At 43.3% G+C, this 12,932-nt stretch carries 13 protein-coding genes; 10 read left to right on the top strand and 3 right to left on the bottom strand.

Annotation, left to right across the window (positions count from 1 at the left end; all coding sequences use genetic code 11):
* Positions 1–134: 134 nt before the first annotated feature.
* The 10 genes from RMX69_RS27225 to RMX69_RS27180 all read left to right on the top strand — a co-directional run bounded on the left by RMX69_RS27225 (position 135) and on the right by RMX69_RS27180 (position 9,333).
* Positions 135–2,276: a pentapeptide repeat-containing protein gene (locus RMX69_RS27225; RefSeq protein ID WP_289798405.1), complete on the top strand. Its 2,142-nt coding sequence runs from the start codon at positions 135–137 to the stop codon at positions 2,274–2,276.
* A 122-nt stretch (positions 2,277–2,398) separates the two neighbouring features.
* Positions 2,399–2,890 (top strand): hypothetical protein, encoded by a 492-nt coding sequence (locus tag RMX69_RS27220; RefSeq protein ID WP_289798406.1) that lies wholly within the window; start codon positions 2,399–2,401, stop codon positions 2,888–2,890.
* A 124-nt stretch (positions 2,891–3,014) separates the two neighbouring features.
* Positions 3,015–3,221, top strand: a complete 207-nt coding sequence (locus RMX69_RS27215; protein ID WP_289798407.1) for a hypothetical protein — start codon at positions 3,015–3,017, stop codon at positions 3,219–3,221.
* A gap of 209 nt (positions 3,222–3,430) precedes the next feature.
* Positions 3,431–4,687, top strand: a complete 1,257-nt coding sequence (locus tag RMX69_RS27210; RefSeq protein ID WP_289798408.1) for a GNAT family N-acetyltransferase — start codon at positions 3,431–3,433, stop codon at positions 4,685–4,687.
* 1 nt (position 4,688) lies between these two features.
* Positions 4,689–5,165 (top strand): Holliday junction resolvase RuvX, encoded by a 477-nt coding sequence (ruvX, locus tag RMX69_RS27205; protein WP_322639275.1) that lies wholly within the window; start codon positions 4,689–4,691, stop codon positions 5,163–5,165.
* Between the two features lie 146 nt (positions 5,166–5,311).
* Positions 5,312–5,884, top strand: a complete 573-nt coding sequence (locus tag RMX69_RS27200) for a DUF3727 domain-containing protein (protein WP_289798410.1) — start codon at positions 5,312–5,314, stop codon at positions 5,882–5,884.
* 225 nt (positions 5,885–6,109) lie between these two features.
* On the top strand, positions 6,110–6,736 hold the full coding sequence (locus tag RMX69_RS27195; RefSeq protein WP_289798411.1) for a hypothetical protein: 627 nt from the start codon (positions 6,110–6,112) through the stop codon (positions 6,734–6,736).
* Between the two features lie 53 nt (positions 6,737–6,789).
* Positions 6,790–7,329: a YqeG family HAD IIIA-type phosphatase gene (locus tag RMX69_RS27190; RefSeq protein ID WP_069068441.1), complete on the top strand. Its 540-nt coding sequence runs from the start codon at positions 6,790–6,792 to the stop codon at positions 7,327–7,329.
* A gap of 257 nt (positions 7,330–7,586) precedes the next feature.
* A complete protein-coding gene (gene proB / locus RMX69_RS27185; RefSeq protein WP_289798412.1) occupies positions 7,587–8,696 on the top strand; it encodes a glutamate 5-kinase in 1,110 nt (369 codons plus the stop codon).
* A gap of 52 nt (positions 8,697–8,748) precedes the next feature.
* Complete coding sequence (locus RMX69_RS27180; protein ID WP_289798413.1) at positions 8,749–9,333, top strand: Uma2 family endonuclease; 585 nt, start codon at positions 8,749–8,751, stop codon at positions 9,331–9,333.
* A gap of 213 nt (positions 9,334–9,546) precedes the next feature.
* Here the strand turns inward: RMX69_RS27180 and RMX69_RS27175 are convergent, their stop codons facing one another.
* From RMX69_RS27175 to RMX69_RS27165, 3 genes are all read right to left on the bottom strand, one after another.
* Positions 9,547–11,034 (bottom strand): hypothetical protein, encoded by a 1,488-nt coding sequence (locus RMX69_RS27175; RefSeq protein ID WP_322639274.1) that lies wholly within the window; start codon positions 11,032–11,034, stop codon positions 9,547–9,549.
* Positions 11,035–11,514: 480 nt separating this feature from the next.
* Entirely contained in the window at positions 11,515–12,489 is a 975-nt protein-coding gene (locus RMX69_RS27170) for an ROK family protein (protein ID WP_322639273.1), read from the bottom strand.
* Positions 12,490–12,932 (bottom strand): Mut7-C RNAse domain-containing protein (locus RMX69_RS27165; RefSeq protein ID WP_322639272.1); only part of this gene is annotated, 443 nt, incomplete at its 5' end.

Raw genomic sequence — 12,932 nt, 5'->3', positions numbered from 1 at the left:
TGACTCTTGAATTCTGAATTCTGCTGTATTACTCCTAAATCCTATTTCAATATGCTTTTCTTTTTGCTGATTAGCTTAGTCTATTTTAATTGTGCCGATCGCGGCGTAGAAATAATATCAAAGGAAATTATTCGATGACCTCACCAATTGTCAGGAGAACTAGTAATCAATCTGGTCAGTCAAAAAAATCGGAAAGAGCCAATTCGCTGCTGCTAGCAAGTAGGCGTTTTGCTGCTTGGGCAGCTGAAATCACACTCGTGGTTACTAGTGGATTGATTCCCTTTGGCATTGGTGTCTATGCCAATTCTAGAAGCGATCTGAACCGAGTGCCGCTTAACCCCGTACTGGTAGTCACAGAAAGAGCGATCGCCAGACCCCTAGCTCTACCTGTAAGCTATGGCATCCGTAACGTTGCATGGCCGACTAATATTTTGTGGACAATCGCCTTGTTAGCGCCTGTAACTCTTTCGTGGTGGCAATTGTATTTATTAGCTAAGACTGGTAGCACACTTCCAAAACGTTGGTTAAAAGTGCGGGTTGTCAACGAGCAAGGGAAGCCGCCCGGATTGGGGGCAGTTGTAATTAGAGAAGGAGTTGGGCGTTGGACAGTACCCATTTCCATCGCCTATCTACTGTGGCGTTACAGCTTTGCTTTTCCCAATTTAGGATTATTCACATTTTTATCTTTATTAATGATTGTGGGTGAAGGGATTGGCTTACCGTCGCGTCGGGGGCGTCGCGCACTCCACGATCAACTCGCAGGTACTTATACAATTGATGCAGTCTTAGCTAGCAACAAACAAGCTCAGTCTGCTGACGGTAACGATCAAGCAGAAGAAAAGCAGGAAGGTGAAGAATTTGCGGCAGTCGAAACCAGCCAATCGCATAATTTGTGGCGGCGAATACAGCAAAATCCCAATCTGACTTTGTTTGGGGTAGGGCTGACGAGTATGACTGCTGTGCTGGCAACTTTAATCGGCACTCAAGTTTATATCCAAATTCAACAATCCCAGCGAGCAACCAAGCAAATCAACAGCCAACAATTCCTCGAACTTGTCAAACCATTGAGTCCCAACTCTGGGGCGACTAATGAGCAACGCCAAACTGCAATTCTGGCTATGGGTGGTCTTAATGACCCACAATCAATTAAATTTCTGGCGGATTTATTAGTTAGCGAAACTAACCCCAGCCTTTTGGATACTATTCAACAAGCTTTGACAACTGTCGGGCCCCAAGCCATTCCAGAACTCAAAAATAAGAATCAGTTTTTGGTCAGCGAACTGGAATCTGTGGGTGGCACTGCAACCAAAGAGCGGGAATTACGGCAAGGGCGACTACAAAGAAACCAGCGGACGATCAACAAGATTCTCTCTGTTTATAGCGGTAAAAAAATTGAGGGTGTTGACCTTAGTAGCACCCAATTAGGTCAAAGCGGTACTCCAGGAAGTTCCTTCTTCAACTTGGTACTGGACAATCTTGATTTATCAGGAGTTAAGTTTAAATCTGCAAATCTTAACCAAGCCAGCTTTAAGGGTAGCCGCTTCCGGGGTGTGGGTGAAGATGGACGCTGGGATACCTACGACGATGTAATGGCTGATTTAAGCCAAGCTCAGTTGCAGCAAGCCAATCTTACTGATGCTAATCTTAGTCGCGTCTTGATGAACCGGATCGATTTGAGCCGCGCCACTCTTAACAGAGCCAACTTATCCAACGCGCGTCTATATGATGCTAAACTCAACAGCACCCAACTAGTGGGAGCCGATCTGCGAAACGCAGTTTTGGAAAAAGCTAGCTTGACTGGGGCAGATTTAGGCGATGCCAAATTAAACGAAGCCAATCTTTATGCTGCCCGTTTAGGTCGCGCCACTGCGATTGGAACGCAATTATCTTTTGCCAACTTAACTAACACTGATTGGCAAGGGGCAGATTTATCAGGAGCCTATTTGGATCGTGCTAATCTCAGCAATGCTAACCTCAGCGCCACTCGTCTAGCTGGTGCTGTTTTACGCTCTGCCCAAATGGAAAACGTTAACTTGCAAAATGCTGACCTGAGCCTTGCAGATTTACGCGGGGCAAATGTCGCTGGAGCAGATTTTAAGGGGGCAATTCTCGCTCCTAGCAAACAAGATCCAGCAGATCAATTTGTCCAAACCCCAGATTTAGGATCAGTATCTGCCGTAGTCCAAGGGGTTGATTTTTCTCAAGCCAAAAATTTAGATGCCAAGCAATTAGCATACATTTGTACTCAAGGAGGCATTCATCCCCGTTGCCCGTAGAATGGAGGGAGCAGGGGAGCAGAGGGGCAGAGGGGCAGAGGGGCAGGGAGAGAATAACCCATGCTCCATGCCCAATTACCAATGACAAATGACAAATGACAAATTGGTGTGAGGAGTTGGTTATGAAGTATATTCCATCTTTGGTTTCAGTTTTGGGGGCTGGTTTGGTCTTGAGTCTGGTTAGTACTAAACCAGCACAAGCTCAAGTAGCTTATGGCAGTTATATCGGTATCGGTCCCACTGTTGGTTTTACCGATGGTATCCAATTTGGGGGCGTAATCGCGGGACGCTACAAGCTTTTGGAAGCACCAATTTCACTCCGCGCTCAAGTGTTAATTGGTAATAATACGGCTGTTGTACCAACGGTTTCTTACGATTTCCCCCTCAACTGGCAAGCTGATGCTTACTTGGGCGCTGGATTAGTGTTGGCTGGTGGTGGTGGTTCTTCTCCTGTGGGCGACAAAATTAGTTTTGCTTTACAACCAGGCATTGATTATATGATCCCAAATAGCAATACTGTCCTTTTTGGCAATGCCATTATTGCTTTTGATGCTTACCGAGATAGCAGTGGTACAGCTATCTCGGTACAAGGTGGTGTTGGTTTAAGATTTTAAAGGGTATGCTATCCCTAAGAAGCGTTAAACTTCATTGCAAATTAAGAAGTTAGTCCAAACAACGTGATAGTTTTTGGTCATGAAGAGAGACAGCACAGGATTAACACAGGAGAACACAGTGGCAATGGAATCAAATTTATTAACGAATGCGGGCGCAGATGAAGTGAATCAAGATTTTAGTGAATATGTCGCCAATCTGCAACTTCACATGACTCTGCAAGCTCGTAATCTTGTTCCAACACTGAAGCAAACACTGGTAGATAGTCGCCACCAATTACTCCATCAAACCCAAGCCCACTTTGAAAAGCTAGTTTCTCGGCAAGGGTTATAAAATATATACAAATTTTAATCAAAATTCAAATAAAATAAGGGCAGATGTTGTTGGGTCAATGCCAATGGTGTTCTCACAAGGTCTGCTTTTTCTGCTTTTTAAGTATTAAGTTACTAAAATCACACTTTTGGCACAATAGTAGAGAGCAGAAAATAGTTAAGATTATTGCAAGCAGTTTATTCCTTTCAAGAGCAGTTAGTTAAGGCTAAATGGCGGCTCGAATAAAAATGACTTCATTACTTCCCAGAAACCTCAGCGTTGTTATCCGACCAGTCCAATACCGGGATCTGGACGGAATTGAGCGCATAACTCAAGAGTCATTCGCAGCCCTCACTCCTCAGGGAGCAGGTTTTGCCATCAGCCAGATGCAAAGGCTGCGTCGCTGGTATGGATTACTCAAATTTTTAAGTTGGTTTCCTAACCCGCTACAGTATCGCCTCTGTGCTTTTGTCGCGGAGCAGGGGCGGATACTTTTAGGAATGATTCAAGTCTCACCCTTTAACCGCACACGTAGCACTTGGCGGATCGATCAAGTGCTACTAGAGCGTGGTGTCGATAAACAAGGAATTGGTTCGCAACTTTTGCGTCATTGCTTTGAGTCGATTTTGGAAGCTCGCACTTGGCTACTAGAAGTTAATATCAATGACATAGAGGCGCTGGCACTATATCGGCAAAATGGATTCCAGCGTCTGGCAGAAATGACATACTGGGAAATTGGCCCAGAATTACTGGCTGAATTGGCACAAGCAGAGCCAGACTTGCCCAACCTCTTGCCAGTAAGTAATGCTGATGCCCAGTTGCTATATCAACTAGATACGGCATCAATGCCACCTCTGGTACGTCAGGTTTTTGACCGTAATACCCGCGACTTTAAAACCAGCTTATTCGGCGCTTTAACTGATGCAGTAAAGCAATGGCTGACTAAAACAGAAGTAGTCAGTGGTTACGTGTTTGAACCGCAACGCAAAGCTGCGATCGGCTATTTTCAGGTGCAACTCGATCGCAAGGGTGAAGTTCCCCATACTGCAACGCTGACAGTTCATCCTGCTTACACTTGGCTGTATCCAGAATTACTATCTCAGCTAGCTCGGATTGCCCAAGATTTTCCCCAGCAAGGATTACAACTAGCCTCCTCAGACTATCAAGCAGAGCGAGAAGAGTATTTGGAGCGAATCGGGGCAAAACGCATAGAACATACATTAGTGATGTCTCGCTCTGTGTGGCACAAGCTACGTGAGTCTAAATTCGTCTCCTTAGAAGGAATCCAGTGGACTGATATGCTGCAAGGTTTGCAACCGACTCGTAAACCTATACCAGGTGGGATGTCATGGATACAACCAGCAAAGCTGCCATCGTCAGATAAACCGCTGCCAAGCAAGTCAGAACCGATTAAGTTTTCGGTAAAAAACCCTAGCATGGAAGTATTGCCGATTCCTGAATCACCAGATGCACCCCAGGAAAATTAGTGTGATATCCCAGGAGCAACCAAAACCGTTTATTTCAGCCTTGGGGCTAGATTTTGGCCGCAAGCGGATTGGTGTAGCTGGGTGCGATCGCACGGGTTTAATTGCTACGGGTATCACCACAATTGAGCGTGCATCTTTTGAGCAAGATGTCGAGCAAATCCGACAAATAGTTAATGAACGTGAGGTGCAAGTTCTAGTTATGGGCTTACCTTATTCAATGGATGGCTCACTAGGATTTCAGGCTCGTCAAGTTCAAAAATTTACTAAAAGACTTGCTAAAGCACTAAACTTGCCTGTGGAATATATGGATGAGCGATTAACTTCATTTCAAGCAGAGCAACTGCTGATAGCTGAAAACCGCTCTCCATCACGCCATAAAGGTTTGATTGACCGCAAGGCAGCAGCTTTAATTTTGCAACAATGGCTGGATATTAAGCGTGCCAACTCCCGCAGTTCAGTTGTGGCTATTGAATATTGATACCTTTTAACATGATATTCTGAAAACGATTAGCCAGCAGTTGTATCTACGTATAAAGCTATTTGTTTGACATAATAATATGTCATTAACTATAGTTAAGCGATTTTCAAACTTGCTGGTATTTATTAAATTTTTACATTTCGGCTATGTTTTCCTCTCCATTTCCTGAAGAAAATGATAACGCTCATGCGGGTTCCATCACTTTAACCGATGACAAAGGGCGATCGCTCGACTGTTACATAGAGCATTCCCTTGAGGTAGATGGACAAGAATACGTTTTACTTCTTCCTGTAGACTCACCTGTAGAAATTTTTTCTTGGGAAGGTGACGGTGAGGAAGAAGAAGCAGTTCTGGTGGAAGACGACACTATAATTGAGCAAATTTTTGCTAATGCTCAAGCTGTACTATCTGAGCAGAACTTGATACTGAAGAACACAGCCTATGCTCTGACTGTTGCAGGTGATTTACCGCCAGTGGAAGAATCAGAACTCTTCACCTTAGAAATCGAAGACGAAGGGGAAGATTTAGAGCCTGAGCAATTACAGCTACTTGCTAGCTTTTATGAGGAAGATCAGGAGTATGCAATTTATACACCCCTAGATCCTCTGTTGTTTTTTGCACGGATAACAAAAACAGGTGAACCTGAATTGCTTTCTCCAGAGGAGTTTCGTAAAGTGCAACCTCTGTTAGAAGAACATCTTTTTAATGAAGTGGAATAAGATTAAAAATTCAAAATGTAATATTTTCATTTTGAATTTTTAATTGGGAATTTTCATTGTAATCAAAATCTACCTAAACCTTTTACCATGTCCCATAAATGTGGAAGCTATGAAACATTGAGACTAAACTGGGACAATTAGTATTGTTTAAAATTCTGGAACAAGCATTTTGATTGTGATTTTCAATTCCATTATCTAAATCTAAAATTGGTAGAGGTGCTGAAAATGGCTTATAGCGATTTTACATTAATTAAATTTAAAAAGTCGTTCAGCATCCGCATTGATGAAGAAACTGATTTATGTGCTGACATAGCACCTTTACAGGCAAGTGAAAAACTCAAAAATTTTTTAGAAGAAACTACAGAACTGGCTTTAGCAATTAATACTGAAAAAGCTCGTTCAGAAATGATTATCACTCCGATATTGTTGGAGGTAAGACGCAGAGCTAATTATCCAATTAGCTTATTCTCAGGAACAGACTTTAATGTAGATGCAGAAAAAGGTCTGAATGGATACTGTGACTTTATCATCAGTCGTTCTAAAGAGCAGCTAACAATTAATGTGCCAGTGGTGGTTATTATTGAAGCCAAAAATGAAAATATTAAAGGTGGATTAGGTCAATGTGCCGCTGCAATGTTGGCAGCACAATTGTTTAATCAACAAGAAGGAAATGAAATTAGTAAAATCTATGGTGCGGTAACAACAGGCGACATTTGGAAGTTTTTGAAGTTAGAAGAAAACGATATATTTATTGATTTGAGTAATTATTACATCAAAGAGATAGATAAGATTTTAGGGATTTTATCTCAAAATGTTCAGGGAGACATTCCAGGATGGAGTTCGACTAACTAAACTATATTGGGTTATGCTCATTTGTCTTACCTATCTACATTTGACTGTTGACTATGGTCTGGAACAATCTTTTACAGCCTGACTTGATTTTAGAGGGTTCAGTGTTGAACCTAACACCAGATATTATCCAAAAATACGGGCTTAAAGGGCTGGTATTGGATGTAGATGAAACTTTAGTACCCTTTACAGTCGGCATAGCTTCCCCAGAACTACGAGAGTGGGTAGAGCAAATCCGTACCTGTACTGCACTATGCTTGGTGAGTAACAACCTCAGTGAAGCACGAATTGGTGGAATTGCGCGATCGCTCAACCTGCCTTACTACTTAGGTGCAGCCAAGCCTTCCCGACGCAAAATTAGAGCCGCACTTAGGGGAATGGATCTACCAGTGCATCAAGTGGGGATGGTAGGCGATCGCTTGTTTACCGATGTCATAGCAGGTAATCGTCTGGGAATGTTTACCATTCTAGTCGAACCGATTGTTCATGCCGACGCGGCTCTCCGCTCTCATCCCGTCCGCAACTTTGAAGTTTGGATATCTGAAATTTTGGGAGCCTCTATTACCCCCAAGAAAACCAAGATTCACAAAAGTTGAGAAATCGTCAGGAAACTAAATCTAAAGAAATAGTTAAGGAATCATATTTGAACCAAAAAATCGGGGATCATAAGTATTAATAACATGGGGTCAGCCAAAAAAGATCCTAACTCATACTAAGTAAATATACTTCCGTAAAGCGTCAACCTTCACTATAGAGGGATTGGCGCTTTACAAATTGAGTTAGGAGTTAGAAGTTATGAGTTATGAATTAAATTCAACTCCTAACTCCTAACTCCTAACTCCTAACTTTTTAGATGCCACTAACAATTGTTGTCAAAATCGGTACTTCCAGCCTAACTCAACCAGAAACGGGACAATTAGCACTTTCTACCATTGCTACCTTGGCGGAAACACTCTGCAATTTAAGACGCCAAGGACATCGGGTGATTTTGGTTTCCTCTGGCGCTGTCGGCGTGGGGTGTGCGCGGTTGGGTTTAACTGAACGTCCTAAAGCGATCGCACTCAAACAGGCTGTAGCAGCAGTTGGACAAGGTAGGTTAATTCGGATATATGATGATTTATTTACTACCTTGCAACAGGCGATCGCTCAAGTATTATTAACTCGCAGTGACTTAGTACAGCGCAGCCGCTATCTCAATGCCTATAACACCTTTCAGGAATTACTGGGATTGGGAGTTATCCCCATAGTCAATGAAAATGATACCGTAGCAATAGACGAACTAAAATTTGGTGATAATGACACCCTTTCAGCATTGGTTGCCAGCTTAGTAGAAGCAGATTGGCTATTTTTGCTCACCGATGTCGATAGGCTGTACTCAGCCGATCCCCGTTCCGTACCCGATGCGCGACCAATCGCTTTAGTTAGTAGCATTAAAGAATTAACAGAATTACAGATACAAACAAGTTCCCAAGGTTCCCAGTGGGGTACTGGTGGGATGGCGACAAAAATTTCGGCTGCCAGGATTGCGATCGCTGCGGGAGTACGTACCGTCATTACCCAAGGGCGATTTCCTCGGAATATAGAAAAAATTATCCAAGGTGAACTGATTGGAACGCATTTTGAACCGCAACCTGAACCAACTTCGGCGCGTAAACGTTGGATAGCTTACGGACTCTTACCTGCGGGGAAATTGTATTTAGATGAAGGTGCGATCGCGGCAATTTCTCTAGCAGGAAAATCGTTATTAGCAGCGGGAATTAAGCTAGTAGAAGGAGAGTTTGACACACAGGATGCCGTGCAATTGTGTGACACCAACGGTAACGAAATTGCCAGAGGACTTGTAAATTACAACAGCAATGAATTGCAAAAGATTCGCGGCTGTCATTCACGAGAAATTTCCACAATTTTAGGCTATGCCGGTGCAGAAACCGTGATTCATCGGGATAATTTGGTTTTGACTTAAAATGGAAATGAGATAAATTTTGTGACTACTAACTGAGAGAGTAAAAAATATTATGACTCAAACGTTAGAAAATGCTGTTAACTTACCAGAAGAACAACGCTTCTTTCGACATGGGCTAAGTTGGGAACAGTTTAAAGCGATTCAAGCTAGCTTTGAAAATGTACCAGGAGTGCGGCTGTTTTATTGTGATGGAGTCTTAGAAATAGTGACTATTGGTAAGCCTCATGAGGCGATTAAGTGTTTAATTGCTGCACTGCTGATTACTTATTTTGAAATCAGGGGTATTGAATTTTTTCCCAGTGGGAGTTTTAGCCAGGTTCTTCCCAAGATAGTAGAGTATCAAGCTGACTTATCTTATTGCTTTGAAAACGATAAACCTATACCAGACCTCTGTATTGAAGTAGTCATCACTAGCGGTAGTCCCATAAAGTTACAGAAGTACAAATTAATGGGAGTCCCGGAAGTTTGGTTTTGGGAAGATGGCACAATTGAAGTTTACTGCTTACGAGAACAAGAATATGAGAAAGTTGTTAAAAGTGAACTATTACCAGAACTAGATTTATCCCTACTCAATCATTGTGTTTTGTTATCGTCTCCCTTGGAAGCTATTAGAGAGTTTCGTCAAAATATTCAATAGTAATAAGCTGTTCCACATTTAAATTGCATATACTGGACGGGCAAGATGCCCATACCACAATAGTTATATTTAATTCGATTATGTAAATTAGATGTTTTTTAGCTTAGTAGGTTTAAATAAAAGAAATACTTTAATATCGTTCAGAGTATTAATTTTTACATCAGACTCATAATTAATTTACAAATTCGGAATTGTTATAGAAGCGAACGTTCCTTACCACTCCCATCGAGCGATGTCAGGTGCCGAACCAGAGTAAGGAAGTCCGACATCAGTTCCTCTATCGATCACAAGACTGCGTGACGAAGCCGGCTTGTAGTAAGAATTCCAACGATCGCCCATGCCTGTAAATCTTGGATCTCCCTGGATGTTTGTCGCATTAACCGCGAATTGGATCTGCCAAGTTGGCTTTGCTGGGTTCGTATTTCTGCGGAGATTATTAGTGAAAACAATGTTCTTACCTCCTTGCACATCGTCTCCTTGAGAGTTCAAGAACGCATTATTTTTGATCGATATCCTGTCTGCGGAGTTAATTTGTAGGCTATTCCCTAAAGTATCGAACACATTGTTGTGAATCTTGATGTTGGAAGCTGGATCGGGAATGAAGACGGCAGCACTGTTCCCAAAACCAAATTGAACTTTACGAGCGACATTTGCAAAAATATTATTGTGGATGTTGATATCGTGATTTTCTATACTTCCACCCCATGCTTTACCTCCCCAAATCGCAATACCGAAGCCCTTATCCTGAAAGTAGGAGTCGGATATCTCCACTCCGCTCAAGGCAACTTCAATTGACTCCTTAACACTGTGTCCGTCAATATCTTTTATTCGTAAGTTTCGGATCTTGAGATTGCTTGGGCGTGTAGCTGTTGGCTGGTATTCATTCATTATTGAATGATTGACCATCGATAACCACGTATTACAGTTAACATTGTAGATTTCGTTTCCATAACTCAAATTCCAAAGTTCAATGGAAGCATCCTCGCTCCACTGGGAATCAACTTCTGGAACCTGGATGTCGCAATCGTGAATCTTCACGTTACGTATATGACCTACATGCATGAACTTTATGCCGTATCCTTTATTTTCTCGGATAGTAATGTTGTAGATGTCAGCGCCATCTAGCCCTCCAAGTCTCAAGTTCCCGGTAGATGCTCCCGATACTCCATCCGCTGCGGAGTTGATAAATGTGCAATCATGTATCGTTGTGTTCTTCATCCACTTTCCCTTTGGAAGCGGGACGTACCACCACATGTTGCCACGGGTAAAAACTGCACCGCTGTGCTGGAAGTTTTTGAACGTGACATTATGCGTAGTCACGTTGTTACGATTTTCTACCCAGATGCCGGCTTTGATGGTTTTGCCGTTCCCGTCTATTGTGAAGCCGCCTAACGTCTGATTGCCGTCTGTCGCTTTAATCATCTCGGAAGGAGATCCGTACCGAGGGTTCGAGCCGGAGTAGCTAGGCGAGACAAGCTGAATAATGCTTCCATGATGCCAAAGACTCCAGTCACTGCTGCCAGTATTTACTCCTGGAGCCGCAATAGCACCATTGCTAGTGATAGTAACGCTTGATTCACCTGCTCCCTCGATATTCACTCCCGGCGGAAGTACCGTCGCTTCCGTTTCCCTATAGACACCTGGATTCAAATAAATCGTGTAGTTTTGATTCGGTTGAACTTGTTTTGCTGCATACGCCAACGTCCTCAATGGCTTGCCTAGCGATCCATCGCCTCTGGTATCGCTTCCCGTGGGAGATACGTAGACGTACAAGCTCGTGGTAGATTGGGCAGCCACAGTTTTCTGCGTAGTTACTAAATGGGTTGTGACTACAGCTACTAAAACAATAGTAGCTAAAGCTACGTAGGAAAGAAGGGAGCGTAGACTCTTTATCATTACTCAAAGGAGGGGAGGGAAAGGCGATGGATGGACGGAAGGGAGCGGAGAAATGAGAATAGAATGTTTTCTACCGCAAGAAATACTACGGCGGCGAAATCTTCCTAGTCTCCGGAAGCAGGAAAAAGGGCTACTTGGAAATTTTTGTCTAGTACCTATCGATAGATAAGCTTTAAAAAACTTACCATTCCATCTTTCACCTGAGTATTAAGATTTATTCCCCTAAATTTACATCCTCTACCCAGTTCTGTTTGCACTTATGCATTCCACACACACGTCACTGATTTACAAATTCGGGATTTTCATAGAAGCGATCGCCACACCACCCCACAATGGCGCATCATCCCCTAGTACCGCAGGCACAACTTCAAAATCAACCTCCGGTAAAGCCGTCTCCCGCGCCACCTGACGCACCACCCGCCAAAAATCTTCCCCCGCCTTCGTCACACCGCCTCCCAACACAAAGCGCTGCGGATTCATCAAGTTCGCCACATTGCCAATACCCACACCCAGCGCCCAAGCAGCCTTATGCAAAACTTCCTTCGCCAAATCATCACCAGCCGCTGCCGCCTCACTTACCAACTGTCCCGTCAGCAACGTTAAATTATCCCCCACCAAACCCCTCAAAATCTCTCCATCTCTGAGTCCTCCGCGCCTCTGCGGTTCCTTTTCCAAAATTTCCCTAGCATTTTGCGCCATATAAGGCCCCGAAGCCAAACGTTCTACACATCCCCGCTTCCCACACAAACAAATTGGCCCAGCCGGATCTACAACGATATGTCCAATTTCGCCAGCCATCCCACCAGCACCCCGCCAAGGCTGGCCATTGAGTATCCAACCACCACCCACGCCAGTACTGACAGTAATATAAAACAGGCTATCGTATCCCTGTCCCGCACCAAAGCGATGTTCTCCCAAAGCAGCAATATTCGCGTCATTATCTACATCAACAGGAACGCCAAACTCCTCTTCCAACAAAGCTTTGAGAGGAATATTTTCCCATCCAGCCACATGATGAGATAGTCGCACCGTTCCCGTGGAAGCATCAACTGGGCCGCCAAAGCTGACACCGATCGCAGCAGGTTTTGTGTCTTGCAGCAGAGAGTAAATGAGCGATCGCATAATTTCCAAGTCAGTGCTAGCATTTGCACCTACTGGCGAGAGACGACGTTCATAACGCAACCACTTTCTCGAACCAACATTTACCAATGCTGCCGCCAGCTTAGTTCCGCCAAAATCAAGAGCTAAAATTAATGTCATTCACTCACCTTTTCTTGAGTTCAACACTTCGTCAATAAACTGTTGTAATCGTTCATAATGTGAACCTTTCCAATAAATGCGATCGCAGTCTTGGCAACGCTGGAATTCATCAATCTGCGAGCGCACCTTTTCTGGCACTTGTTCAATAATGGATTGTTTATCTACAGATTCTAATAATCCATTGCAACGCAAACACCGTTTAAATGGTGAGATTAATTCAAACAAGTCGAAGCGTTGCAGTACTTCTATAATTTGTTGCTCAGGGTTAGTGTTTCTAACATAATACCCATGCGTTACCAAACTACGCATCAATAGACCTTTATCACGAGTCAAGAGAATCCGCGCTTGAGTATAGGATATTTGGGCTAATTTATCGTCCTCGTAGTCATTGCGGTATAAAGTATCAAAACCTAAAAGTCGTAAAGATGTTGCCAGCTTTCCCA

The organism is Nostoc sp. EspVER01 (assembly GCF_034530635.1).
GTDB lineage: Bacteria > Cyanobacteriota > Cyanobacteriia > Cyanobacteriales > Nostocaceae > Nostoc.
This window is presented reverse-complemented; position numbering and strand designations above follow the sequence as displayed.

Bases quoted from the DNA above. Each gene is read 5' to 3' on its own strand.
- RMX69_RS27210 (WP_289798408.1), top strand. From the start codon at position 3,431: ATGGCGGCTCGAATAAAAATGACTTCATTACTTCCCAGAAACCTCAGC.
- RMX69_RS27225 (WP_289798405.1), top strand. From the start codon at position 135: ATGACCTCACCAATTGTCAGGAGAACTAGTAATCAATCTGGTCAGTCA.
- RMX69_RS27190 (WP_069068441.1), top strand. From the start codon at position 6,790: ATGGTCTGGAACAATCTTTTACAGCCTGACTTGATTTTAGAGGGTTCA.
- RMX69_RS27220 (WP_289798406.1), top strand. From the start codon at position 2,399: ATGAAGTATATTCCATCTTTGGTTTCAGTTTTGGGGGCTGGTTTGGTC.
- RMX69_RS27195 (WP_289798411.1), top strand. From the start codon at position 6,110: ATGGCTTATAGCGATTTTACATTAATTAAATTTAAAAAGTCGTTCAGC.
- RMX69_RS27180 (WP_289798413.1), top strand. From the start codon at position 8,749: ATGACTCAAACGTTAGAAAATGCTGTTAACTTACCAGAAGAACAACGC.
- proB (WP_289798412.1), top strand. From the start codon at position 7,587: ATGCCACTAACAATTGTTGTCAAAATCGGTACTTCCAGCCTAACTCAA.
- RMX69_RS27170 (WP_322639273.1), bottom strand. From the start codon at position 12,489: ATGACATTAATTTTAGCTCTTGATTTTGGCGGAACTAAGCTGGCGGCA.
- RMX69_RS27200 (WP_289798410.1), top strand. From the start codon at position 5,312: ATGTTTTCCTCTCCATTTCCTGAAGAAAATGATAACGCTCATGCGGGT.
- RMX69_RS27215 (WP_289798407.1), top strand. From the start codon at position 3,015: ATGGAATCAAATTTATTAACGAATGCGGGCGCAGATGAAGTGAATCAA.